Below are 25,468 nucleotides of genomic sequence, written 5' to 3' on the forward strand. Positions count from 1 at the left end.
AAAAACGGGGCGGATTACTCCGCCCCGAACTACTGCTTTTAGATGTAACTGATAGCTGCGCTTATTCGGTAATGGTGTAGGCACCGTCTTTGAATTTGACGTTAGCGTTTAGCACCTTGAGGTTTTTTAGCCCCTTTGCCTTCAGGGTTTCATAAGCGGCGCTGGAGCGGATGCCGGTGGCGCAGTGAAGCACTACGGTCTTATCCGTAGGAATTTCTTTGTAACGTGTTGCAGCCTGCTCAAAGGGGATATGCAGTGAGCCCTTGAAGCTGCCGGTGGCCCGTTCTGCGTCAGTCCGTACATCGAGAATAACAACGGTGGGGTCATCCAGCATTTTCTTGAAGTCTGTAATGCTGACGTCATGCGGCTTCAACACGCGTACAAAGGTCAGTTTTTCAGGGGCTGGCTTGGCGCCGGTTTCTACCTGATAGCCGAGCTTTTTCCACCGTTCAAAGCCGCCGGGGAAAACAGTGGCTTTTGACAGGTTGTAGTCGTACATCAACTCACGGGCCTTGTCGATATCGGCCTGATTGTCACTGTAAAAGACGATTGTAGCGCCCTTGAAGGAAGGCCAGTTTTGCTCCTTGTACTGATCAAGTTTTGCAGCAGGCAGGTTCAGGGCACGGGGGATGTGCCCGGCAGCGAACTTGTCAGCAGCGCGCAGGTCCAGCAGCAGGATATTCTCGTCCTTCACAAACTTGGGAGAAGAATGGAAGGGATGATCTGCATTGGCCCAGGCGGGGTCACCACCGGAATATACCTTGACGTTGGTGTAGCCATTTTTGGCTGCCAGACCGGCAGCTTTGATGGAGAACGGTCAGGTGGGGCCTCCGCACCAGAAGATCAACAGCTTGTTCTTGTCTTCACCGAGACGCGTGGCGACCTTGCCTTCTTGGTCCAGTTTCGCCATTTCGGTATCGGTCAGGTTTTCTGAAGTCGGAATAGTGGCAGCGTGGAAGCGGCCAGCAGGGCGGCTGTCAAACAACAGATAGTTGCCGGCTTCTGGTCCCTTGTCTACCAACGCTTTCAGGGCATCGGTGCTGATCACGCTGACACCGGCTGGCATGACAGGCCCAGCTGGCTTTGCGGGTTTGACTGCTGCAACAGTTTGTTGAGCGGGGGCCTCGCTTCTTACCTCTGGTCCGGTTTCGCAACCTGTCAGCAGGGCCACGGCCATCAGTGTCGCCAAGCTGGCGACGAGTCTGGTGCGGATACTCATGATGCCTCCTTGTGGGGTGATATTCCCTGAACGGGAATCGATAAACTGTATATTTGAATATTCTAATTAATATGCAATAATATCAATTGGTTGCAAGTCAAGATACGCAGCTGATCCAATGCTGTCAAGCAAAAGAACGCATCAGCCAGAAGAAGACAAGCCGGTCGTTCCTGTGCTGGAGGCAATAACTATACCGTCTAGCTGCTGATCGCTGGGGGCAGTAATGAACGCTCCCCGAGTGGGGCGTTCTGTCCTGTGACCACAATAGGGGCAACAAACAGCTCTGGTTACAAGCGGAGCTGGTCTATCGCCACCGAATTCGATGAGCTCAAAAAAATGGCTACAGTTGGTATTTGCACACTGTTCAATGCTCATGGAGCTATACCTCAACCCTGTAATGAGTAACGTGGGTGGTTACGGCGTTGAAAAACTAACCTAGGGGTTGCGTCAGGTGTTAGGCGAAGTTTTGAGGCGGATTGCAGATGGAGTAGAATACGGCGGGAAAACGTAGTTGAAGTTCTGTGTTAAATATCTGGTTGGCAGGGCAGGGGGGCTCGATGGATTTAACAGTAGCCAGCAACAGCTCTTGTGGGCCGTCGTTCAGGTAGGTTGAATCATTAGAATCGGATGACTGTTCAGAAACAGGGTCAGCGGGAAGCGTTGAAGTTGGGCATGAATGCTCATGTTGTTGATGCGCAGCCAGGCAGCAAAGTGGCGATAGGAACAGCATCGTCAATGCCATAAACAGCATCGGAACAGCCACGTATTTTACGGAGCGAGCGTTCATTGCAGTACTATCTTATATTTCTAGTGAAATCGTCAACTGGCAAAACGTTGCGGCTTATCTACAGATCTCTATGCGGAGCAGGAACAGCACGTCAAGGCCGCAGATGGTGCTTGACAGTGGCTTGGTGATGCTATACTGAAAACCTTCTAACATCGTTATAAACTGCAATTCATAGACAGGAGGCGTTCGCAATGAGCCTGGTAAAATTGTATGATACAACCCTGCGGGATGGTACGCAGGCCGAAGATATTTCTTTCCTGGTGGAAGACAAGATCAGGATCGCCCATAAGTTGGATGAGCTGGGTGTTCATTACATTGAAGGTGGCTGGCCCGGCAGCAACCCTAAAGACGTCTCTTTTTTCAAGGATATTAAGAAAGAAAAGCTGCAACAGGCCAAGATAGCTGCCTTCGGCTCCACCCGGCGGGCCAAGACCACTCCCGATCAGGATCACAACATCAAGACCCTGATCGCTGCCCAACCGGACGTGATCACTATTTTTGGCAAGACCTGGGATTTTCATGTGCGTGAGGCGTTGCGCATATCGCTGGAAGAAAACCTGGAGCTGATCAACGATTCGCTGGCGTTTCTCAAGCAGAATGTAGGCGAAGTGTTTTACGATGCCGAGCACTTTTTTGATGGCTATAAGGCCAATCCTGACTACGCCATCAAGACCTTGCTGGCTGCCCAGGATGCCAAGGTCGACTGCATCATCCTCTGCGACACCAACGGCGGCACCATGCCCTATGAGGTCGCAGAGATCATCACCAAGGTACAGCAGCAGATCAAAATTCCACTCGGTATCCATACCCATAATGATGGTGAATGTGCCGTGGCCAACTCCATTGTGGCAGTAGAGCGCGGCATTGTGCAGGTGCAGGGTACCATCAACGGCTTTGGTGAGCGCTGCGGCAATGCCAACCTCTGCTCGATCATTCCAGCCATCAAGCTGAAGCTGAAAAAAGACTGCATCACCGACCAACAGCTGAAGACCCTGCGTGAGGCCTCGCACTTCGTCTATGAGTTGGCCAATCTTTCTCCTCATAAACATCAAGCCTATGTAGGTAAGTCAGCCTTTGCCCACAAAGGTGGGGTTCATGTCAGCGCCATCCAGCGCCACCCTGAAACCTATGAGCATATCCGTCCAGAACTTGTGGGTAACAGCACCCGCGTACTGGTCTCTGATCTCTCGGGTAAATCAAATATTCTGGCCAAGGCTGAGGAGTTCCATATCAATCTGGATAGCAAAGATCCGGTTACCCAGGAGATTCTGGAAGAGATCAAGGACATGGAAAACCGTGGCTTCCAGTTTGAGGGGGCTGAGGCTTCCTTTGAGTTGATGATGAAGAAGGCTCTTGGAACTCACCGCAATTACTTCCAGGTTATGGGTTTCAGGGTGCTGGACGAAAAACGAACTGACGAGCAGAAACCGACTGCCGAGGCCACCGTCAGGATTAAGGTGGGCGGCAAGATAGAGCATACTGCTGCTGAGGGGCACGGCCCGGTGAACGCCCTTGATAATGCGCTGCGTAAGGCGTTGGAGAAGTTTTACCCGAAACTGAAAGAGGTTAAGCTGCACGATTATAAGGTGCGGGTGTTGCCAGCAGGCCAGGGAACGGCCTCTTCGATCAGGGTGCTGATCGAGTCAGGCGACAAGGCTTCCCGCTGGGGCACGGTGGGTGTTTCAGACAACATAATTGATGCATCCTATCAGGCGTTGATCGATGCCATTGATTATAAACTGCATAAGTCTGAGGAAGTTGTTCAGGCATAACCGATGATCTGGCAGCGGGTAGCACTGATGTTAGTGGCTGCCGGAATGGTGCTCGTAATCTTTATTACAGGCCGTCACTGGGGGGAGCGTTCCTCGGTGACGGCCTTTCGTGTTACATCGCCGCCGGTTGGCTGGTTACAGATAACAGGTTCTGTGCGGCATCACGGAATTTATTCGCTGATCGACATAAAAATGACGAATGATGTCATCCAAATGGCGGTGCCTCTGTGCGCGATCAAGCTCGATCAAGCGAGCCTGGAAACTGTTTTGAAAAAACAGGGGGCGGTGAGACTGGATATAGCATGTCCGGCAGGTAGGACCCGCGGCTTGACAACGATTGAGCCTTTGTCGGGCCACCAAAGGCTGGTGCTGTTGGGCACTCTTTCGGTAAATAGCTCAACAGTTGACGAACTGTGCCTGGTGCCTGGTATAGGTCCGGTCATGGCTCAGCGCATAGTGCGGCACCGTCAAAATAATGGCGATTTTAGACGTTTTGAAGATCTTTTACAGATTGAGGGTATTGCTGAAAAGAAACTTGCACTACTGAAAGCGTTCTTAACTATATGAAATCCGTAGAGTATGGCAGTGTTTGCAACAAATGGCTCCAGAAGGGATTAACTTGGCACGCTAGATGTATAAAACGATCTCACCTGTTTTATTTGTATTCGGCTTACATCATACGCGTGAAGGAGGGATCGTTATGAAGTGTCCACGTTGCCAGGGGCGGATGTTTGCAGAGAAATTTTATGATTTTGTACGTTCCTTTGACGCCTGGAGATGCACCTGCTGCGGCGAGGTGGTTGACTCGACGATCCTTGCAAATCGGGCTCGTTGTTCGAATACGTTTTTGGGCTGATAGACCCCATCTTGGTTAGGATGACCCCACGGGGGATTCGCGGTGCGAATCCCCCGTTTTTGTTGACAGGGCAGGCTTGAAACCGTACATTTCCGGCACTAACGAAAGAATGAGGTGTTTCTAAAGTGCGCACAGAACGCAACAACCAGCAGCTTCGTCCGGTCACAATTACCAGGCATTTTATCAAGCATCCCGAAGGGTCAGTGTTGGTTGAATTTGGCGACACTCGGGTGATTTGTACCGCCTCGATAGAGGAGACGGTGCCGCCCTTTCTGCGCGGCAAGGGAACCGGCTGGGTAACGGCTGAGTACTCGATGCTGCCACGGGCCACCCATACCCGGTCACCCCGTGAGGCTGCCAAGGGCAAACAATCGGGCCGCACCTTGGAGATACAGCGCCTGATTGGGCGCTCATTGCGTGCTGTGACCGATATGACACTGCTGGGTGAGCGGACAGTCTATCTTGATTGTGATGTGATCCAGGCCGATGGCGGAACGCGTACCGCCTCCATCACCGGCGCCTACGTTGCCCTGGCTGATGCGGTTGCTTCACTGCAGCAACGAGGTTTGTTGGTAGTCAACCCACTCAAGGAGGCGGTGGCAGCGGTCAGTGTCGGCATGGTCGATGGTCAGCCATTGCTTGACCTTGATTATCATGAAGATTCGGGAGCCGAGGTTGACATGAATTTTGTAATGACCTCGTCGGGCCGTTTTGTAGAAGTGCAGGGTACGGCTGAGGCCGAACCGTTTACCATCGATCAGATGGATGCCATGCGCAGCCTTGCCATGGATGGTATTCGCCAGCTGTTTGATCTGCAACGTGAGGCGCTTGCGCGATGAAGCGGCTGTTGGTGGCCACCCGCAACCGGGGCAAGCTAAAGGAAATCCGGGCTATTCTGGATGACCTGGTGGAGGAGCTACTTTGTGCTGCTGATCTGCCTGAGCTGCAGGAAACGGTGGAAGATGGTGCCACCTTTGTTGATAATGCCTTAAAAAAAGCCCGCGAAGCCTGTCTGGTTAGCGGCTTGCCGGTGCTTGCAGACGATTCAGGCCTGGTGGTGGATGGTCTGGACGGACGTCCAGGTGTGCTTTCAGCCCGTTTCGCCGGCCCCGTTGCAGACGATGCCGCCAACAACCGCAAGCTGCTTGCTGAACTGGCGTTGCTTCCCATGGCCAGTCGTAAGGCTGCCTTTGTCTGTGTGATGGCCTTTGTGCATCCCGATGGTACTGAGCAAACCTTTCAGGGAATAGTTAGCGGTCGCATCCTGGATGGTTTGCGAGGAGAGGGGGGATTTGGTTACGACCCCCTGTTTCTGGTGGACGGCTTCCACCAGACCATGGCCGAATTGTCGCTGGAAGAAAAAAATCATATCAGTCACCGGGGACAGGCCCTGCGCGCTTTTCAGGTCTACTTGAGGCAACGGGAACAACGATGACCGCCTATCTGCTACGTCGCATCTTACTGCTGATTCCGCTGATGTTCGGTATCACGCTGATCACCTTTACGGTGATCCACATGGCACCTGGTGAGCCGGTTGAGATGCAGATGGCCATGAACCCCAAGGTTGGCAAAGAGGCCCGCGAACGGCTGCAGAAGTTCTACGGTCTCGACAAACCGCTGCATGTTCAGTATGTCACCTGGGTCAAGCAGCTTGCGCAGTTTGATTTTGGCCGCTCATTTTCCAGCGACAACCGACCGGTGCTGGATAAGATCAAGGAACGGTTGCCGGTGACCCTTTCACTAAACATCGTGGCGTTGGTGATCGAATTCGGTCTAGCGATCCCGATCGGCGTGCTGGCGGCGGTTCACCGCAACACTCTCCTTGATAAGGGAATCACGGTGTTTGTCTTTCTCGGGTTTGCCGTGCCCACTTTCTGGCTGGCCTTGCTGTTGATGTACCTGTTTGGCGTCAAACTTAACTGGCTGCCGATTTCAGGTATGCACACCCTGGGCTATGAGGCCTACGGCTGGTTTGGCCAACTGCTGGATCTGGCCAAACATCTGGTCATGCCGATTCTGGTGGCTTCTTTCGGCTCGTTGGCCGGTGTCTCCCGCTACATGCGTTCGGCCATGTTGCAGGTGATTGAGCAGGATTACATCACCACCGCACGGGCAAAGGGACTTTCCGAGCGGGTGGTGATCTGGAAGCATGCCCTGCGCAATGCCCTGTTGCCGCTGATCACCCTGGTGGGTTTCTCGTTGCCAGGCCTGATCGGCGGCAGCGTCATCTTTGAGACTATTTTTTCCATTCCAGGCATGGGACAACTTTTTTACCAAGGGGTGATGGCTCGAGATTATCCGGTGGTGATGGGTATCCTGGTAATCGGAGCCTTTTTAACGTTGCTGGGCAATCTGCTGGCCGATATCAGTTATGCACTGGCTGATCCCCGCATCCGTCAGCAGTAATAGGGAGCCTGATGTTTAAGAAGAGCTTTGCCTATACGGTTTTCTGGCCACGCCTGCGCCGCAACCGCCTCGCCATGCTTGGCGGGACGGTGGTGTTGATGTTGTTTGTCATATCACTGTTGGCGCCCTGGCTTTCTCCATATCACCCCTCAACCATCAATGCCTGGGAAGTGTTGCAACCGCCCACCTGTCAGCATTGGTTTGGCACCGATGAACTAGGTCGGGACGTGCTGGCGCGGGTTCTGTTTGGTGCCCGGATATCGCTTAAGGTCGGCTTTGTGGCAGTGGGTATCGCAGTGCTGTTGGGTATGACGGTTGGTTTATTGGCCGGCTACTATGGTGGCTGGCTTGATACTCTGCTGATGCGGCTGGTGGATATTATGCTCTGCTTCCCCAGTTTTTTTCTGATTTTGGCGGTGATCGCCTTTTTACAACCTTCGATCTGGATCATCATGGCGGTGATCGGCCTCACCGGCTGGATGGGTGTCGCTCGACTGGTGCGGGCCGAGGTTCTGACAATTCGCGAGATGGAATATATCCTGGCAGCCCGTTGTATCGGCTGTTCTGACCTGAGAATTATTACACGGCATATTTTGCCTAATGCCTTGTCACCGGTGCTGGTGGCAGCTACCTTGGGGGTAGCCGGAGCGATATTGACCGAATCGGCGCTTTCCTTTCTGGGCATCGGGGTTCAGCCGCCCACGCCGAGTTGGGGCAATATCCTCACCTCGGGCAAGGATTATATCGAGTTTGCCTGGTGGCTTTCGCTGTTTCCCGGTTTGGCGATCCTGATCACCGTTTTGTCCTATAACCTTTTGGGGGAGGGGATTCGAGATGCCCTTGACCCACGTACGATCCGTTAAAGGAGTTACACGACTGTGCCGCAGATAACATTTGAACATGCCGATTTTGACTTTGAGAGTCTTGAGGACGAGTTAAGGGTGGATGGGTTGTGTCGCCAGCTGTTGGAAAAGTTCTACAATAACTTGCAAAACAATGGATTAACACCCGAACAGGCTTCAGGTTTGGCCTATTCGGCTGACTATTTTGTGCGTGATTATGTAATTGATTTTTTGCAACAGAACATCTTGCGTCCACAGCCAGGCTTGGTACGGTATTTTGCCGCCAATTGGTATATCACCCGTACCCTGGAACCGGAAATGGCCGTCCTGGAACGCCACCTGGAGGGGGTGCTGGCTTGGTACCGTTTTTTGCACCAGCAGCACCTGATTTCGGCGGATGAGTTGGCCGATGTCGAACAGGAAGCAGCACCGTTGGATTATTTTAGAGACCGGATGGAGCGTTTTTTAAACCTTGCCGGTGATGGTTATGAGGTATGGGATGCAGAGTGCCCACGTTGTCCTATCCGGCTGGAGGCAGTATGACCGGTCAGCAGGTTCGTCGCGACTTTGATAGTGCCGCAGCCAACTGGGATCAGAAGGAGCGGCGGGTGAAGCTGGCGCACGCTGTAAGTGATGCCATTATTCGCGAGGCCCATCCTGATAGCTCTATGCGCGTGCTTGATTTTGGATGCGGTACCGGCCTGGTGACCTTGTTACTGGCACCGTTGGTGCGTGAAATTGTGGCGGCTGACAGTTCTCGGGGGATGTTGGAGCAGCTGACTTGCAAGATAAAGGATTCCGGCATTACAAATGTCACTCCCTTTCTGCTTCCCCATGATGGCTTAGGCGAGTTGCCACCGACTTTTGATCTGGTGGTCAGCAGCATGACTATGCACCATATTGCCGATGTTGGTGGCCTGATCAAGACGTTTCAGGCCACACTCAGTCCTGGCGGCCAACTCTGTATCGCTGACCTGGCTACTGAGGACGGCAGCTTTCACGATGACCCGACCGGCATTGAACATCATGGTTTTAGCAACCAGGAGATGGAACACCTGTTTTGTGAGGCCGGGTTCAGCAATGTCCGTACGGTCCGGGTCATGGATGTTGAAAAACAGCGTGGAACTGATATTCAGAAGTACCGGGTAAACCTGACCACCGGTCGTCGTTAAGATTGACAACTATTTGAATATAGAATAAGTACGTACCAGTTTTTGTGCAGATGTTCGTCTTTCAGGAGGAGTGCATGTCCCAGGTGGTGATACCAGAAACGGTCAGAAAACTGCTGGCCTCACAACCGATCGAGCTTCCAATTTTTCATCCGGTGGCGCTTAAGCTGCAACGGATGCTGTCGGATTACGATTTCACCGTTGACGAGGTGGCTCAGGTAGCCAATGAGGACCAATCGCTGGCCAGCCAGATGCTGAAGATGTCCAACTCGCCCATGTACATGGGGCGCACCAAGGTGGCCACCATCAAAGAGGCAGTGATACGTCTGGGGGCCCAGCAGGTAATCAATATTGCCATTGCCGCTTCACAGGCATCGGCCCATGCATCAGAAAACGCTGCTCTGGATCGCTACATGAAGGCGATGTGGCTGCACAGCCACGGCAGCGCCCTGGGAGCCCGCTGGTTGGCCCAAAATTGCGGCATGCGCGGCATCGCGGATGAGATTTATCTGGCAGCCCTGTTACACGACGTGGGCAAGTTGTACCTGCTTAAGTCCATTGAGCGACTGGTGCAGGCCGGGGTGATCAACTCCATGTTTGATGACGAACTGGTGCTGGAGATATTTGAGGCGATGCACGTCGAGCAGGGGCATCGTCTGATGCAGCACTGGAACTTCCCGGCCATGTACTGTGATGTAGTGCGTGATCACCACCTTGAGGAGTGGGACCCTACCAACAAGATGCTGGCCATAGTACGCTTTGTGAACCAATCTTGCCATCGTTTCGGTTTGGGGCTCAAACATGATCCCAGCCTGGCTTTGCAACAAACACTGGAGGCCGAGGTGCTGGATATTGGTGAGATGCAGATTGCAGAACTACAGGCGCTGTTGGAAGAATCGCGTGAGGCTGAATTCTAACGTTACGATTAATTAGCATATTCGATACAGAAAAGCCCCGTTCAACCATGTTTGAGCGGGGCTTTTTTTGCCTAGCGATGGGTGATGCGGCGTAACAAGGCATTGATCGTTTCTGCTTTTTCAGGAACCCCGAGGGCAGTAGCCAGCTCATCGGGCGACGACATATCAGGCCTGGTCTTCAGCAAGTCATGTAGCTGCCGCTGCAGTTCAATGATCGCCCCAGCAGCCTTCTTGCCTGCCTCAACACCGGGCTGATGATAGGCGTTGATATTGATCAGCGAGGCATATAACCCAACCGTCCGCTCAAACAGGGCGATCAGGGTGCCGACCGTGCGCGCATCAAGCCGCTCAACAGTGATGGTCATGGATGCACGTCCCTGCTCAGTCAACGCCTGTCGAGTGCCGTACAGAAATCCAAACAGAAAGTCACCGCTGGTGATACCGGGCTCAACCTCCAACGACTCGCCTTGGCGATCCTGCAGCACCTCGATGAAGGTCACAAAGAAGTTGTGCACCCCCTCACGCAACTGTTGTACATAAGCGTGCTGATCGGTGGACCCTTTGTTGCCATAGACCGTCAACCCCTGATGCACCTGTCTGCCGTTGCGGTCAAACTGCTTGCCGATCGATTCCATGATCAGCTGTTGCAGGTAGCGTGAAAACAGCAGCAGACGATCCTTGTACGGTAACATGACGAGATCTTTAGCACCGCAGCCGTTGGTTGCGTGGTGCCACATCAGGGCCATCAGGGCCGCCGGGTTGCTACGGGTAGTGGTGCTGCGGGTTGCCTGATCACACAGACGTGCCCCCTCCATCAGGCCCTGGATATCAAGACCTTGCAAGGCGGCAGGCAACAACCCCACAGCCGACATGATCGAAGTGCGACCACCTACCCAGTCCCACATCGGGAAACGTGCCAGCCAGCCCTCTGCTACTGCCAGCCGATCCAGCTCGCTGTCAGTTCCTGTAACGGCCACGGCCTGACGGTTGAAATCCAGGCCGGCTTTATGCCACGCAGCCTGGGCCTCCAGCATGCCGTTGCGGGTTTCTTTGGTCGAACCGCTTTTGGAAATGACCAGCACCAGACACTCAGCGAGTTCACCAATCTGTTGAAATACACGGTCCATGCCGTCCGGGTCGGTGTTGTCAAGGAAGTAGGCGGCCATTTTGTCGCCTGGCCCGCCCAGCGCGTCAGCCACAAACTGAGGTCCCAAGGCTGAGCCGCCAATACCGATCAGTAGCAGTTTGTGAAAAGGGTTCCCTGCTGGGGAACAGATGGTGCCGTTATGGATGTCGGCCGCAAAACGCTCGATGGTTTGAACGGTTTGTTCGATTTCCTGTCGCAGTTCCCGCGAAGGGGCCAGTGCGGTATCCCGCAGCCAGTAGTGACCCACCATCCGCTTTTCATCCTGATTGGCGATCGCGCCTGTCTCCAAAGCCTGCATCTCAATAAAAGCCTGCTGCATGGCCGGTTCCAGTTGTTGCAAAAAGCCATCATCAGCACCCATCCGGCTGACATCAAGCCAGAGGCCAAGTTCAGGACAGTGGCAGAGGTACTGTTGATAACGCTTCCAGAGTGAGGCCGAATCCATGGATTGTAGCTCCTTTAAGTTGTGGTAGTGCCTAGTGCTATACCACAAGCTGGATGAATTGCCAGCGCAGGCTGATACGCCAAACGGGCGGGGAACTTGCTCCCGCCCGTTTGATATCATCTATTCAAATATACAGAGCTACTCTTTATTTCAGGTTGTAGAACACGTCCTTGCCTTTGAACTGGGCAGTGGTATCAAGCTCATCCTCAATCCGCAGCAGCTGGTTGTATTTGGCAACCCGGTCGGTGCGGCACAGGGAACCGGTCTTGATCTGGCCAGCATTGACCGCCACTGCTAGGTCGGCCAGGGTGGTGTCTTCCGTTTCACCGGAGCGGTGGGAGATGACCGTGGTGTAACCAGCCCGCTTGGCCATCTCGATCGCCTCCAGGGTCTCGGTCAAGGTGCCGATCTGGTTCAGCTTGATCAGGATCGAGTTGGCGATCCCTTTCTGGATACCCTCTTTCAGGATGGCAGGGTTGGTCACAAACAGGTCGTCACCCACAATCTGGACCCGCTTACCCAGACGGTCGGTCAGCAGTTTCCAACCATCCCAGTCGTTTTCGGCCATGCCGTCTTCGATGGAGATGATCGGATACTTGTTGACCAGGTTCTCGTAAAACTGCACCATCTCTTCTCTGGTCTTGACCTTCTGGGCCTCGTTCTCCAGGGTATAGGTGCCTTTCTCCTTGTCGAACAGTTCTGAAGAGGCGACATCAAGTGCCAGCAGTACATCGTCACCCGGTTTGTAACCGGCCTTGACGATCGCCTCCATGATCACTTCCAGGGCCTCTTCGTTCGATTTCAGGTTGGGCGCGAAACCACCCTCGTCACCCACTGCGGTGTTGTAGCCCTTAGCCTTTAATACACCCTTCAGGGCGTGGAATATCTCGGCACCCATCCGCAGGGCCTCGGCAAAACAGCAGGCGCCAGCCGGCATGATCATGAATTCCTGAATGTCGACATTGTTGTCGGCATGGGCGCCACCGTTGATGATATTCATCATCGGCAGCGGCAGCTCGCGGGCGTTGGCGCCGCCAATGTATTTGTAGAGCGGTTGGCCGGCCTCTTCGGCAGCGGCCTTGGCTACTGCCAGCGAAACTCCCAGGATGGCGTTGGCCCCCAGGGTGCTCTTGAACTCGGTGCCGTCCATCTCCAGCATCCGTTGGTCAATCCCCACCTGGTCGCCGGCCTCCATGCCGATCAACTCATCAGCGATCCGATTGTTTATGTTCTCAACCGCCTTAAGTACACCTTTTCCCAGATAGCGGGACTTGTCGCCATCCCGCAGTTCCAGCGCCTCTCGCTCACCGGTGGAAGCCCCGGAAGGAACAGCAGCCCGGCCAAAGGCGCCGGACTCAAGGAATACTTCACATTCAAGGGTGGGGTTGCCGCGGGAGTCGAGTATTTCCCGTGCGTAGATGTCGACGATTTCACTCATGCTCTCTCTCCTTCAGGAATAAATGTATCCGGCCGCAGCAAGGCGGTCGCACTGAGATAACGTCTGTCTTGTATAGCAACTGGCACGTCAAAAGGGAAGCCTGCAATGCTTAAAATGTGGTCACTCGATGGTTTTGTGGACTCTGTTTTTTGTATTCGACCACTCGGATCTTTTTTGGGTTCATAATGGGACAATCAGTAGTCTGAGTTTAAACTAATGTTTAGCTTGGCTTGACAGGTGTGGTGTAACAGGCTAATAAAGCCTGATACAAGCAGACAAAGGTCTTGCCATGGTCCCCCACAAAACTACCTCACCAACAATCACGCCGCTTGATCTGCGCGAGCTTTCCATTTTGTTTGCCGAAGACGATGAACTGGTCCGCAAGCATGTTGCCCGTATTCTGACACCGATCTGCGGCGAACTGTATCTGGCTGAAAATGGCCGTGTGGCGCTGGAACGTTTTCGCAGGCAGATGCCAGACCTGGTTTTGACTGATCTCACCATGCCTGCCATGTCCGGGTTGGAGCTGGTTCGTCACATCAAACAAGAACGCCCCCAAGTACCGGTGATTGTCGTTTCGGCCTGCAGCGATACCGAACATCTGCTGAAGGCAATCAGTCTGAAGATCGATGGCTACCTGTTGAAACCGATCGACATTGAACAGCTACTTCACCTCCTACAAAAAGAGGCTGCTGCCCTGCGCAGCCAGCGTCTGGCCAGCCAGCAATCCCGGCTCTTGTCAGGCGTGAATATGGCAATCCAGTATCTCCTATCTGCCGATGCCAATCAGGATGCCGTTGACTTTGCCCTGCAAGAGATGGCCAAGGCTGCCCAGGCCGACAAGGTTTGTCTGTTCAGCTATCAGGATTCACTTTTTAATCAGCGTGAAGTGCGTCTGGTGAGCGGTTTCGCAAGTGGTGATATGGTCAGGCGGGTACTGGACGGGATCGATCCCGATGCGCCTGAATTGCCCTATGTCGAGCGCTGGCACCGCATGCTGGAACAGGGCAAATCTCTGTCCGGTCCGCGAGCGTCTTTCCCCCCTGAGGAGCGCACCATACTCGATGCGCTCAAGATCCGTTCGCTGCTGATGACCCCTATCTTTGAGGATGGTTGTTTGTGGGGCTTTGCGAGTCTGTATGACATGCATCGCGAACGGGCATGGTCCGATGCTGAAACCTCAATGGTAATGACCGCCACTCGAGGCCTTGGAAGCTTCATGGGGCGCGTAAAACTGGAAGAAGAGCGGATAAGTGCCCGGCGGGCACTGGAACTGGCCAATGTACAGTGGCGGGAAACCTTTGACACAATCCCTGATATGGTCACGGTGATCGACACTGCCCATCAGATTGTGCATATCAACAAGGCTGCCCGTGAGCGGTTAGGGAACGATGGTACCGGACTATCAGGTCGAGCCCCCTGTTACCTGCAGTTCCATGGCGCCAGCCACCCGCCGGACAGTTGCCCCCATGTGGCACTACTCAAGGACCGTCAGCCCCACGAAGCCGAAGTGTTCATTCCCCACATGGACAGTTATTTTCATATTACGGTCAATCCGACCTTTGATACGGATGGTAATCTGGTGGGCGCGGTGCACGTCGCCCGCGACGTCACCAAACGGCGCGAGATGGAGGACCGGCTGCGCTATCTCAGTACCCATGACGAGCTTACCCAGCTATTTAACCGGGCCTTTTTCGAGGCAGAACTTGAGAACCTGCGCCAAGGCCGGACAGCCCCCATTTCGGTGGTGATTGCTGATCTGGATGGCCTCAAGACGGTGAACGATCAGTATGGGCATGACCATGGTGATGCCATGATCAAGGCAGCGGCCAATTTGCTGCGGGAGGCATTTCGCGGCGGTGATACCATCGTGAGGCTGGGAGGAGATGAGTTTGCGGTGCTGCTGAAAGGGGTGGGGGAGGAACTGCTTGAAACCATCATGCAGCGCGCCCGGGAACTGCTTTCCAGTGGTAACAGCCGCACTGAACACGATCTGCCGATTCTGTTTTCACTGGGAGCCTCAACCACGCATGTCCCCGCTCGTTTGCATGAGACCATTCGCGAGGCTGACCTGGCGATGTACGAGGACAAAAAACAGCGCAAAATGTCTTAGGATGACTGCTTGCGGCGGTCAAGCAGTAGCAGAAAATTTTGAACCAGTGGCTGGGGAAACTCGGTGCCGGTTTTTGACAACAACAGGTTGGCAATCTCGTCGGTATCCCTGGGGGGTTGATAGGGACGGCGGGTACGCATGGCATCAAAGACATCGGCAATCGAGGTCATCTGGCTGGCCAGGTTGAGCCGCCACCCTCTGGGGGCTGCTGGATAACCGCTCAGATTGTCACGCATGTGATGCTCATAGGCCACGATCGCGGCCAATCTTGGCACCCCGGGTGTCTCCAGCAGATAGCGGGCCCCTTTTACCGGATGTCGCTTCATAATGGTAAATTCCTCATCCGTCAGCTTGCCCGGTTTAGTCAGAATCTCATCCGGCACAAACATCTTGCCGATATCGTGCAGCATGGCCGCCATGCCAATGTCGTTCAAGAGCTGTCCCTTGATCCCCAGCGACATGGCTTGTGCCATAACCAGGATGCTGACATTGGCGTTATGGGTGAAGGTGTACTCATCCTTTTCACGTAAGGCAGCCATCACCAGCAACGCTTCACCTTCCCGCCTGAAAGCCTCCAGCAGCTCGGCAACGGTTGTCGCAATACCGCTCGGCTTGAGCCGTTCGTTTCGCTTGATGGCCTCATAGACCTCCGTCAAGCGGGCCAGCTCGACCCCTGACAGCTCCTCAAGACTGATCTGCCCGCTTCCGCTGCCCGTGCTACCCGCCCCAAGACTGCCCACATCATCACCTTGTTCCGGCAGTTCGACCCGACCGACCCGAATAAACTCACCAGACCCCAATGGTTGATCGGTCTGTTGTGCCAAGGTGCTGATAAAAGAGCTTAGTTCATCCAGTGAAACACCGGCCAGGAAGCGCAGGTGACCGATACCGTTGTCTTGCAACATGCGGGCAAAACGCTCCAACACCAGCGAAAACGGTTGCGGTTCAGCATCAATCACCAGCTCACCATTCACCTCCAGCATGGCAATATCGGGACGGACAGCCAAGGCTTTGCTCAGGCTGGCGTAGGCAACTCCCACCAGACGCTGTACCTGCTGATGAGACATGCCATACAAGCCGGCCGCAGCCGACGACGAAAGCAGGTGCCTGATGAATTCATGAATATTTTCAGTCATGACAGCTTTATTCATATGGTCTTGCTCCGTACCAGCTTCAGCTGTTCCGACGCCAATGAAGCCAGTTCGTCAGAACCCTTTGCGAGGCGTTCGAGGAGCGGAAGTGCTGCCTGGGAGGGATAGCGATCCAGAGACCTGACGATATCAGCCTTGAGTCGGTTGAGAGTTTTAAAAGCCAGTAAACTGCGACTGCCAAGCACTTTTGTCAGCTCGGGCAGCGCCTCGGGACGCCCCGTTTCGGCCAAGGCCTGCACGCAGGCTGCCTTTAATTCGTACTCGACTGGGCTGTAGCCGCCAGTTGAAAGCAGCTGCACGAGTTTTGCGGTCATCTCTGGAGGGCTGGAGCGGTCAACCAGGCTTAAAGCAGCCAGCTGGGTCTCGCGGTCTGCTGAATCAAGGTCGCGCATCACCTGGCGTTGGGCGATCGGATCTCCACCTAACAGCAGTGATTTGAGTACTTCCTGACGGACCTTGGCGTTTGCATGTTTCAGGAGCGGCCGTAAACGGTCTGTTTCCTGGCCCGGCGCCAGAGTGCGTAGCATGACGATGATATTGCGCAGTACATACCAGCGACTATCAGCGAGCCGTTCCAAAAGCGCTGGACGGGCGGCCTCGCCAAAGGCCAGCACACGATCCATCATGAATCTGCGCAGCGACATGGTTTCTTCTTCGGCCAACCGGTCAAGCAGCGGGTCGAGGAACGGCCTGCCGATAACCTGGATCAACAGGCCTACCTGCTCATATTTGGGTTTGCCCCAGATGGTCAATCCCGACAGAATCTCATCTAAAAACTCCCGGCGGCTGAAGGCATCGCGCAATGCCAGACGAAGCTGTTGCGGCACCTGCGGTGAGGCTGCCTGGCTGAGAATCCGCAGTACCTGTGCGTAATCACCCAATTCCAGAAAATATCCGCACATATCGGACAGGTTGTGGATCAGTTGTTCGAGATCCTCTCCTTCCGGGTCAGTAACCACCAACTGCAGAATAATTTCGCTGGCTCGGCATTCAATGGCGCTTACAGCAAGAGTTTCTAATTCCTCCTGCAGGATAGCGGGGGCAAGCTGCCGTAACGGTGTGCCGCTTAAAAGGTCTTGCAAGCCATCCAGATAGTCGTCGGGGATATAGGTCTCCTGACGGTGTTCTTGTAGCAGTACACGCACCTTGTCGCGGATTTCTTCCTCTTCGCTGCTGGTTTCGTATGATGTTGTCATCTGCGGAACCAGTTTGCGTAAAATACCCTTTAACAACTCAGGAGCGGTTGTAAACTGCTCAGCTGTTGCATAGGTTTCCTGCAGGAGACCTGGTCCAAGATGACGGAAGAAGCTCTCCATGGCTGTGGCATCGCCCGAACCGATCTCGCAGAAACCGTCCAGAATCTGACGACGGAGCGCGGGATCAAGTGCAGCAACAAAGGCAGCAAGACCAGCCTGGTCACCGGTGGCAGGGTACGGCGACACGTCAGATGCAGTGTCAGGTGCTACCGTGCCCTTGGCATTTACGATGGCCTGCATGGTTGACAGCGCATCTCTGATCTGATTAAAGGCGAGACCACTGCCCACACCCATGCGCTGCGTAAACAGGGCATTCAGTGTAGCCGCCAGCACCTCAGGACGTGTCTCTCCGGTATGTTCCTGACCTGCCAGGCCGACCTGTCCCTGCATCAACAGCTGTACAAACCGCTGCCACAACGAGCCGCTATCAGCATCATCACCAGTCAACTTCAGCTCTTCAGTACCGCTGAAGCGGTCATAGCGGATACCACGCAGCTTAATGGCACTACTGCCAGTTTGCTGCCAGACCGCTTCAATGCCGCCTGATGCCAGGATCTCTTCGCGCTTGAGCGCCAGAATGCGCAACAATGCCTGTAGTTCGTCCAGAGATGGCTGCTGACAGATCACCAGTGCACCAATGCCACGTTCAAAGAGTGCGGTTGCCATGGCACGGCAGTTTGGGCTGGCTTTGTCGAGGTAGTCTTCGCCCAGCAATAAGCCGTCACGCGTTACGCCGATCGTCACCTGTGGCTGGATGGTTAGCAGTTGTTGAAACGATTGCTGTATTTTTAGCAGTCCGTTTTGCACCACTGGATGGCCAGGGGGGTAGGCGATCCAGTGGCGACGGATCAGGTGCAGATCGGTGATCAGCAGGCTGAGTGCCTTCTCCTGATCAATAGAGACGGTCATGTTTTGGATGACGGAATCGAACACAGCTACTCCAGCGCGGGGAATGTTTTGACTATAGCGTACAATTCCGTTAATTCAAACAGTAGCCGTGTTTTAAAGGGGGTATCCATGACTGTCAGACGTCGTGCCGGCGTATTGCTGCACCCGACCTCACTGCCGGGCAACGGCGGTATCGGTTGCCTGGGGCCTGAGCTGTTCCGTTTTCTCGACTTTCTTTCCGAGTCCGGATTTTCACTCTGGCAGGTGCTGCCACTTACTCCGCCAGCGGCTGGCAATTCCCCCTATTCATCCTATTCAGCCTTTGCCGGCAACCCGATGTTGATCGATATCGAAGCAATGGTGAAAGACGGTGATCTGCCCGCTGATACGCAGTTCGATGAGTTTTCCACTGATCGTATCGACTTTGGCGCTGTTACAAACCATAAGGAACGGCTGCTGGCTATGGCCGCAGCCAATTTTTTTGCGCAGGGCCGAACGCCGCGACTCGAGGCTTTTTGGCGTTTTTGCGACTCTACCGACTGGCTACACGACTATGCGCTGTTTCAGGCACTGAAAGGTCACTTTCATGGTCAGCCCTGGACCAGTTGGCCCCAGGATCTGGCTCTGCGTGATCAGGCGGCCTGCGAACGCGCCTCGTTATCTCTGGGGGTCGAGATCGGTGTCCAGAAATATCAGCAGTGGCAATTCTGGCTTCAGTGGCAACGGGTGCGAGACTATGCGGCTGAACGTGACATAGCTATCGTCGGTGATTTGCCGATCTTTGTATCCCATGATTCATCCGATGTCTGGTGCAACCGCAATCTGTTTCTGCTGGACAATACGGGGCTTCCGACCGAGGTGGCCGGTGTACCGCCTGATTATTTCAGCAGTACCGGTCAACTGTGGGGTAACCCATTGTATCGGTGGGAAGAGATGGCCCGTGACGGCTATGCGTGGTGGGTTGCACGCATCAGGCAGATGTTGACGCAGTTCGATCTGGTACGGATTGACCATTTCAGAGGGTTTGAGGCTGCCTGGCAGGTGCCGGCCGATGCTTTGACCGCCGTCGAGGGAAGTTGGGTCCCGGGGCCTGGTGCTGGATTTTTTACTGCAGTGCAGAACGCCATCGGCAGCCTGCCATTCATTGCCGAAGACCTCGGCGTGATCACCCCGCCGGTTGAGGCGTTGCGTGACCGGTTTGGGCTGCCCGGAATGAAAATTTTGCAATTTGCCTTCGATTCGGATGCGTCCAACCCGTATCTGCCTCACCACCATCTGACTAATAGTGTGGTTTATACCGGCACCCACGACAATGATACCAGCTACGGTTGGGCTGCATCGTTACGTCCGGAGGTGGCTCAGGCAATGCGCGAATACCTGGGGGTTACCGGAGACGATCTTGCCGATGACCTGATCCGGACCTGCCTGATGTCGGTTGCAACCGATGCTATCCTGCCGATGCAGGACATTTTGAAGTTGCCAACAGGGGCCCGCATGAATCTTCCCGGCACGGCTTACGGGAACTGGGGGTGGCGCATGCCACCAAAATCGTTGACGCCAGCATTGGCGGCGCATTATCGTCAGCTTGTCAAGCGTTACGGACGACTTGCCACGTCGAAGAAGATGTGAAAACTCTTGCTAAAAAAGTAATTGTTGCTTATGTTTTTGACGCTGTTTTGCCGGTTCAGTTTTTAAATCAGCACCGAAAAGGAGTTTGCATCATGAAAAAAAGCTTTTCTGTTTTTATGGTAGTCGTCATGCTCGGCCTTTCATCGCTTGCTTTTGCCGCTGACCAGAAAATTGTCGGGGTGGTTGAAAAAATACAGTTTTCTGGTAACAGTGCCACGGTCATGCTGAAAGACAACAAGACCGGTAATAAAGTGCCGATCACCGTCACTGATGACCTTACCTTGGATAAGTTGCGCGATAAACGGATCGGCGTGGGGGATGAAATACGTTGCAAGTTTTACGATGCAGAGGGCAAGAACGTCAGCAAGCTGTTCCGCAAGACAGCAGGCTGTTAGATACTGAGATACGTGTGTCAGACACGAAAAGGGCGCTGAGATTCTCAGCGCCCTTTTCGTTAGCTTCTATCAACAATCAGTCTGGCGAGCCGCTGCTGATATTCTTTACGACAGGCACGCTCCACCGATACAAGAGCGGCAAACGGCTCGCTAAAACTATCCTGTCCGATACAGAAGACACCATGTCCGCGCACAATGACTGTCCTCTTTCCGGAGAGTTTAAAGGCGCGAGGCAGAGTCTGGGCCAGACCGCCCTGTCCACCTTCACCTCCCACCACCGGAATACCACAGACTTGATCGATCCCTTCATGTTCAGTAGAGCTGCTGAAAAAACTCATAACCACCGGGTAACGGGGGTGCCCATGCAGAACAGCACGACAGCCGGTTGCCGCAACAATGGCCCGGTGAGCAGGAAGTTCACTGGATGCCGTAATACCCGCTGTTGAAGAGTTGTCATGGGGAATCGGATCGATCTGGTGTTCCAGTTCATCCAGGCGGGCTGATGTCTGGGAGATGTAGAGTGTGTCATGACTGGTGTAGGAAATGTTGCCAAAAAAAGAATCAACCAGCCCCATCTTGACAGTGGCGCGCCCAACAGCGGCAAGCTCGCGGATGATACTGGTCGCATCGGTCAGGGAGGCACTACAAAAATCTGGTTGCTCGCCGTTTATGGCTGGCAAGGGGGCCAGCAGCTGTTTAATGGTGTCTGCCTCCTCCGACAGCTGGGGGCCGTAGGCAAGCAGGTCTTCGAGATATTTGATGCAGGTGGCGTGATACAGTGACGACCAGCCAATATAGGCCTGCTCCACGGTTAACGCGCCATGTGCAACCATGCCGACGCCACTGACAATGGCGCCTTTGCGGCATGCAAGTGCCGTTGCAATCATATCTGGCAACGAATGACCATCTGTGGCAGCAATAAGCGGTATATCGTGCAGCGAGGCACGTGACTCTGAGTCGCGAGGTACAATGATCTTCTGATCAGGAGTGGCACGACGCTGCAATAATGCGGAATAGGGGAGCAGTGGCTCTGCCACAACCAGCGCCGTGCAGGACAGGCGCTCCATGACTGCTGCAGCCAGTGTTGAGAGATCAGCCGGTCCAATGCACGTCATGGCATCGTTACGGCCGGCCAAGGCCACTCTGCCGGGTCGCACGCAGCCCTCGTCTGCCAGCAAACGGTTGTATCGGGTCAACATATGATTCACTACGGAATGGCGTTGGGCACGTTGGTAATCAGCAATGACCCATCAGCCAGCACCTGCTTGCGGAAGCTGGCCCGGGTGCGTTGGTAGCCGGGTAATGAGGCAATCTTGATGGTGCTGCCGGGCATAAAGGCCGGGGTGACGTTGTTGCCTGTCTGCCATGCCTCAAAATGCACATGGGGGGCTGTCGAGCGACCGGTACTGCCGGCCAGGGCCACAACATCGCCTTTTTTGATGCCTTGACCGACGTCTACCGTTATTTTGCTGTTGTGGGCGTAAAGCGTGATCATGCCGTTGTCGTGCTCAATCAGCACGGTCCAGCCGTAACCGGAGCGGAGCCCGGCATACAGGACCGTACCGCCGGCCACCGACCTGACCGGAGTGCCTTCAGGCACGGCGATGTCGATCCCATTGTGGTTGCGCCAGGTGCCGTCAATGGGGTCGATGCGCATACCAACCCCTGAAGTGATCTGGCCATCCACCGGCAGTAAGGTGTCGTGTAATGTGGTGTCAGGCACTGCGGCCTGGGCCTGAATGGTCTTTTCAATGATTTCGTGCAGAGAAGGGGCCGGTGTAAGCCTGGTTGTTTTTGAAAGGCGTTTGGCAGAGGTTTTACGAGCATTTTTAGCCGTGTCTTTAATGACAACCCGCGCCTCCTTCTTAAGCGGCGCATCGGTGAAAGTCTCGACACCGTCAATGGTTACAAAACGATAAATGTCGGCCATAGCAGGAGAGGACAGGTAGCACAACACCAGTATACAGATACAAATCAGCCCCGAAAACAACCTGAGACGTGTGCCGTGAACCATACGTTTTTTTTGCATATGAGTGCTTGTGGTCGGTCCTGTTTTTTGATAAAAAAAGAAGTCGCTGTAACTATACGCTTTTTTTAAACCACATTGCAATCGCTTCTCTACGCCAACCAGGCCAACTTCCAAGGATCCGACGTGGATTTTTCCTACTACGATAATGTGGTTCGTGGCTCCGAGCGGGAAGACAACCTGCTCATCATACAATTTTTGAAGGGAATGGTAGGAGAGACCTTCTCGTTCCTCAACTACTACAAAGAAATCCCCGTATCATACGATGCTCGTCTTGTGTCAGTTGACAACGAGATGGCCGAGTTCGAAGTGCATGAGTACCAGGCAAAGGTAATCACCCTTGAAAAAAAGGTGCTGATCCGCTCTCACGAAAAAAGCCCGGTGCCGGAAGATCTGGTTGGCGAAGTATTTTATGTCAACGCCAGTCGTAAAAAGGTAATCCTCAGTCGTTTCCGCTATGCAAAGATCCGCTCCGACCTGCGTCGCTTCGTACGGGTCTGCCTCGACGGACAACACGGCCGTCGTTCTGATGCTGATATCTACTGCGATTCTGAAATAGTTCCTGCCACGGTCCGGGATATTTCCCTGGGCGGCGTTGCTCTACAGGTACATGGCGAACTTGGTCCCCTCAAATCGGGTAAGGAAGTCAACCTGATACTCAAACTTGAAGCCCCTGATGATCTCTCGGTGCGTGAGATCGGCGTCACCGCAACGGTTGTCAAGATCGTTGAAACAACCCCATCCGTCACCTGCTTCCTCGAATTTCATTCCGAACGACACTCACAGCAGTCCCTTGCCTATTACATCAACCAACGCCAGGTCGAGATTATTCGCGAACTGAAAGAACTGACCGTTTAGTCGTCTGATTTATGATCAATAAATAGGCATGCATGCGTGTTGTGCACTTTATTTGTGCAGATATCTTTTGGCCACGTTATCAGACACCACGTTGAATTACGTGATTTTAGCTTGTTACACTGTTTCCAAAATTGGCAAACTGCTTGCAAATGGATGGGGCGAAACCAAGACGCTTCAAGATTCCACAAGCCCGGTGATTGAGAGGGGAGGGTACAGAGCGTGAAAAAAGTAGAGGCAATCATCAAGCCGTTCAAACTTGACGAGGTCAAAGAGGCCTTGAACGAAATCGGCATTCAGGGCATCACCATCAGCGAAGTAAAGGGGTTTGGTCGTCAGAAAGGGCACACTGAACTGTACCGCGGCGCTGAGTATGTAGTTGATTTTATCCCCAAGATAAAGTTGGAGATCATTGTTGCTGACGGCATGTTACCAAACGTGGTTGAGGCAATTGAAAAAGCAGCCAAAACCGGTCGCATTGGAGATGGCAAGATCTTCGTGACCCCGGTGGAAGCCGTGGTTCGTATCCGGACCGGCGAAACCGGCGAAGAGGCACTTTAACGAGTCCGCTCGTATACTCTACAGAGACAGTTTAGAAAGGAGACGTTCAATGACCCCGAAACAGGTGGTTGAGTTTGCAAAAGAAAACGGCGTCCTGATGGTTGATTACAAGTTCATGGACTTTATTGGCACCTGGCAGCATGTATCGGTGCCGATCACCGAATTTGACGAGGACACCTTCGAGGAAGGCCAGGGGTTTGATGGCTCCTCCATTCGCGGCTGGCAGCCTATCCACGCCTCTGACATGATCCTGCTACCCGATCCGACCACCGCCAAGATCGACCCGTTTGTTGCCGTGCCGACCATGTCGTTGATCTGCAACATCTTTGACCCGATCACCAAGGAAGACTACACCCGTGATCCGCGTAACATTGCACGCAAGGCAGAGGCCTATCTCAAGTCGACCGGCATTGGCGACACCGCCTTCTTCGGACCTGAGGCCGAGTTTTTCATCTTCGACGAAGTGCGTTACGATTCCAGCGCCAACCAGGCCTTCTATATGGTTGACTCGGTAGAGGGCGCCTGGAACACCGGCCGTGAAGAGTTCCCCAACCTTGGCTACAAACCACGCCACAAGGAAGGCTATTTCCCGTGCGCGCCGGTTGATTCGCAGAACGACCTGCGTAATGAGATGGTGATAGAGCTGCAGAAGGTGGGCATTCGTGTCGAGTGTCAGCATCACGAAGTGGCCACCGGTGGGCAGGCCGAAATCGACATGCGCTTCTCCTCGCTGGTCGATATGGCTGACCAGTTGCAGTGGTTCAAATATGTGATCAAGAATGTTGCCTGGCGCAATGGCAAGACCGTTACCTTTATGCCCAAGCCGCTCTACTGCGACAACGGTTCCGGTATGCACTGCCATATGTCCATCTGGAAAGACGGACAGAATCTGTTTGCCGGCGATAAATACGGCGGGCTGTCCCAGATGGCCCTCTGGTACATTGGCGGTATCATCAAGCACGCCAAGGCCCTGTGCGCCATCACCAACCCGACCACCAACTCTTACAAGCGTCTGGTGCCAGGTTTTGAGGCGCCGGTTAACATGGCGTACTCCAGCCGCAACCGCTCCGCCTCCTTACGGATTCCAATGATGTCCACCAACCCCAAGGCCAAGCGGATTGAATATCGCACCCCTGATCCATCCTGCAACGGCTACCTGGCCTTTGCCGCCATGCTGATGGCCGGCCTGGATGGTATCGAGAACAAGATTGATCCGGGCCAACCGCTGGACAAAGATATCTACGGTCTTTCTCCTGAAGAACTGAAGGACATCCCGTCCGCTCCGGGCAGCCTGGAAGATGCGCTCAAGTGCCTGGAAGCCGATCACGACTTCCTGCTGAAGGGCGATGTCTTCACCCCGGACGTAATCGAAAAGTGGATCGAGTACAAGATGGAGTCTGAAGTGAACCCGATGCGGATGCGTCCGGTACCGCTGGAGTTCGCCTTGTACTACGACATCTAGGCAAAAAGACGGTTTTTTATTCACAAACAGGTGTAGCCAAAGGGCGGGAGCAATCCCGCCCTTTGCTGTTGGCTTAATTGACGCCAGAACAGCTTTCATGCTACAAAAACTGACCAATAATAATCGGAGGTGTT

Annotated in this window: 23 protein-coding genes; 15 read left to right on the forward strand and 8 right to left on the reverse strand. The window is 54.0% G+C overall.

Translation table 11 applies throughout. The features are described 5' to 3' along the window. Positions 1-61: 61 nt before the first annotated feature. Positions 62-694, reverse strand: a complete 633-nt coding sequence (locus tag RBQ93_RS06295; protein ID WP_320371225.1) for a rhodanese-like domain-containing protein — start codon at positions 692-694, stop codon at positions 62-64. Between the two features lie 123 nt (positions 695-817). Next, on the reverse strand, positions 818-1,219 hold the full coding sequence (locus RBQ93_RS06300) for a rhodanese-like domain-containing protein (RefSeq protein ID WP_320371226.1): 402 nt from the start codon (positions 1,217-1,219) through the stop codon (positions 818-820). Positions 1,220-2,197: 978 nt separating this feature from the next. Here RBQ93_RS06300 and cimA point away from each other — a divergent pair. The 9 genes from cimA to RBQ93_RS06345 all read left to right on the forward strand — a co-directional run bounded on the left by cimA (position 2,198) and on the right by RBQ93_RS06345 (position 9,968). Then, complete coding sequence (gene cimA / locus RBQ93_RS06305) at positions 2,198-3,778, forward strand: citramalate synthase (protein WP_320371227.1); 1,581 nt, start codon at positions 2,198-2,200, stop codon at positions 3,776-3,778. 3 nt (positions 3,779-3,781) lie between these two features. Beyond that, positions 3,782-4,345 carry a helix-hairpin-helix domain-containing protein gene (locus tag RBQ93_RS06310; RefSeq protein WP_320371228.1) on the forward strand — a complete coding sequence of 188 codons (564 nt, stop codon included), beginning with the start codon at positions 3,782-3,784 and terminating at the stop codon, positions 4,343-4,345. A gap of 414 nt (positions 4,346-4,759) precedes the next feature. Then, positions 4,760-5,473, forward strand: a complete 714-nt coding sequence (gene rph, locus RBQ93_RS06315) for a ribonuclease PH (RefSeq protein WP_320371229.1) — start codon at positions 4,760-4,762, stop codon at positions 5,471-5,473. Further along, positions 5,470-6,069, forward strand: a complete 600-nt coding sequence (locus RBQ93_RS06320) for an XTP/dITP diphosphatase (protein ID WP_320371231.1) — start codon at positions 5,470-5,472, stop codon at positions 6,067-6,069. Before rph ends, RBQ93_RS06320 begins: the two co-directional genes overlap by 4 nt. Further along, complete coding sequence (locus tag RBQ93_RS06325; protein WP_320371232.1) at positions 6,066-7,040, forward strand: ABC transporter permease; 975 nt, start codon at positions 6,066-6,068, stop codon at positions 7,038-7,040. Before RBQ93_RS06320 ends, RBQ93_RS06325 begins: the two co-directional genes overlap by 4 nt. Positions 7,041-7,051: 11 nt before the next feature. Beyond that, the gene (opp4C, locus tag RBQ93_RS06330) at positions 7,052-7,903 is read left to right on the forward strand and encodes an oligopeptide ABC transporter permease (protein WP_320371233.1); all 852 of its coding nucleotides are present in this window, start codon (positions 7,052-7,054) and stop codon (positions 7,901-7,903) included. Positions 7,904-7,918: 15 nt separating this feature from the next. Further along, positions 7,919-8,425, forward strand: a complete 507-nt coding sequence (locus RBQ93_RS06335) for a hypothetical protein (RefSeq protein WP_320371234.1) — start codon at positions 7,919-7,921, stop codon at positions 8,423-8,425. After that, entirely contained in the window at positions 8,422-9,054 is a 633-nt protein-coding gene (locus RBQ93_RS06340; RefSeq protein WP_320371235.1) for a class I SAM-dependent methyltransferase, read from the forward strand. The genes RBQ93_RS06335 and RBQ93_RS06340 overlap by 4 nt, the downstream gene beginning before the upstream one ends. A gap of 74 nt (positions 9,055-9,128) precedes the next feature. Continuing rightward, positions 9,129-9,968: an HDOD domain-containing protein gene (locus tag RBQ93_RS06345; protein WP_320371236.1), complete on the forward strand. Its 840-nt coding sequence runs from the start codon at positions 9,129-9,131 to the stop codon at positions 9,966-9,968. Positions 9,969-10,039: 71 nt separating this feature from the next. Here RBQ93_RS06345 and RBQ93_RS06350 read toward each other — a convergent pair whose 3' ends face one another. Both RBQ93_RS06350 and eno read right to left on the reverse strand, forming a co-directional pair. Continuing rightward, complete coding sequence (locus tag RBQ93_RS06350) at positions 10,040-11,560, reverse strand: glucose-6-phosphate isomerase (protein ID WP_320371237.1); 1,521 nt, start codon at positions 11,558-11,560, stop codon at positions 10,040-10,042. 145 nt (positions 11,561-11,705) lie between these two features. Further along, the gene (gene eno / locus RBQ93_RS06355) at positions 11,706-12,998 is read right to left on the reverse strand and encodes a phosphopyruvate hydratase (protein WP_320371238.1); all 1,293 of its coding nucleotides are present in this window, start codon (positions 12,996-12,998) and stop codon (positions 11,706-11,708) included. A 289-nt stretch (positions 12,999-13,287) separates the two neighbouring features. Between eno and RBQ93_RS06360 the strand changes: the two genes are divergently transcribed. Then, entirely contained in the window at positions 13,288-15,111 is a 1,824-nt protein-coding gene (locus RBQ93_RS06360; protein WP_320371240.1) for a diguanylate cyclase domain-containing protein, read from the forward strand. Here RBQ93_RS06360 and RBQ93_RS06365 read toward each other — a convergent pair. Both RBQ93_RS06365 and RBQ93_RS06370 read right to left on the reverse strand, forming a co-directional pair. Next, entirely contained in the window at positions 15,108-16,262 is a 1,155-nt protein-coding gene (locus RBQ93_RS06365; protein WP_320371242.1) for an HD-GYP domain-containing protein, read from the reverse strand. The genes RBQ93_RS06360 and RBQ93_RS06365 overlap by 4 nt on opposite strands. Further along, a complete protein-coding gene (locus tag RBQ93_RS06370; protein WP_320371244.1) occupies positions 16,259-18,451 on the reverse strand; it encodes a hypothetical protein in 2,193 nt (730 codons plus the stop codon). The genes RBQ93_RS06365 and RBQ93_RS06370 overlap by 4 nt, the downstream gene beginning before the upstream one ends. Before the next feature lie 84 nt (positions 18,452-18,535). On the opposite strand from RBQ93_RS06370, the gene malQ reads away from it, so the two are divergent. Beyond that, the gene (malQ, locus tag RBQ93_RS06375; protein ID WP_320371245.1) at positions 18,536-20,035 is read left to right on the forward strand and encodes a 4-alpha-glucanotransferase; all 1,500 of its coding nucleotides are present in this window, start codon (positions 18,536-18,538) and stop codon (positions 20,033-20,035) included. After that, positions 20,032-20,430: a hypothetical protein gene (locus RBQ93_RS06380; RefSeq protein ID WP_320371246.1), complete on the forward strand. Its 399-nt coding sequence runs from the start codon at positions 20,032-20,034 to the stop codon at positions 20,428-20,430. Before malQ ends, RBQ93_RS06380 begins: the two co-directional genes overlap by 4 nt. A gap of 59 nt (positions 20,431-20,489) precedes the next feature. On the opposite strand, the gene RBQ93_RS06385 is transcribed toward RBQ93_RS06380, so the two are convergent. Together RBQ93_RS06385 and RBQ93_RS06390 are read right to left on the reverse strand one after the other, a co-directional pair. Then, positions 20,490-21,587, reverse strand: a complete 1,098-nt coding sequence (locus RBQ93_RS06385) for a class II aldolase/adducin family protein (RefSeq protein WP_320371247.1) — start codon at positions 21,585-21,587, stop codon at positions 20,490-20,492. A gap of 50 nt (positions 21,588-21,637) precedes the next feature. Next, the gene (locus RBQ93_RS06390; RefSeq protein WP_413818364.1) at positions 21,638-22,459 is read right to left on the reverse strand and encodes a M23 family metallopeptidase; all 822 of its coding nucleotides are present in this window, start codon (positions 22,457-22,459) and stop codon (positions 21,638-21,640) included. Between the two features lie 123 nt (positions 22,460-22,582). Here RBQ93_RS06390 and RBQ93_RS06395 point away from each other — a divergent pair, with 123 nt between their 5' ends. The 3 genes from RBQ93_RS06395 to glnA all read left to right on the forward strand — a co-directional run bounded on the left by RBQ93_RS06395 (position 22,583) and on the right by glnA (position 25,334). Next, positions 22,583-23,314, forward strand: coding sequence for a PilZ domain-containing protein (locus RBQ93_RS06395; protein WP_320371250.1), 732 nt, complete (start codon positions 22,583-22,585; stop codon positions 23,312-23,314). Between the two features lie 219 nt (positions 23,315-23,533). Continuing rightward, positions 23,534-23,872: a P-II family nitrogen regulator gene (locus RBQ93_RS06400; protein WP_320371251.1), complete on the forward strand. Its 339-nt coding sequence runs from the start codon at positions 23,534-23,536 to the stop codon at positions 23,870-23,872. Between the two features lie 49 nt (positions 23,873-23,921). Next, complete coding sequence (gene glnA / locus RBQ93_RS06405) at positions 23,922-25,334, forward strand: type I glutamate--ammonia ligase (protein ID WP_320371252.1); 1,413 nt, start codon at positions 23,922-23,924, stop codon at positions 25,332-25,334. Positions 25,335-25,468: the final 134 nt, after the last annotated feature.

Source organism: Trichlorobacter sp. (assembly GCF_034008105.1).
Lineage (GTDB): Bacteria > Desulfobacterota > Desulfuromonadia > Geobacterales > Pseudopelobacteraceae > Trichlorobacter.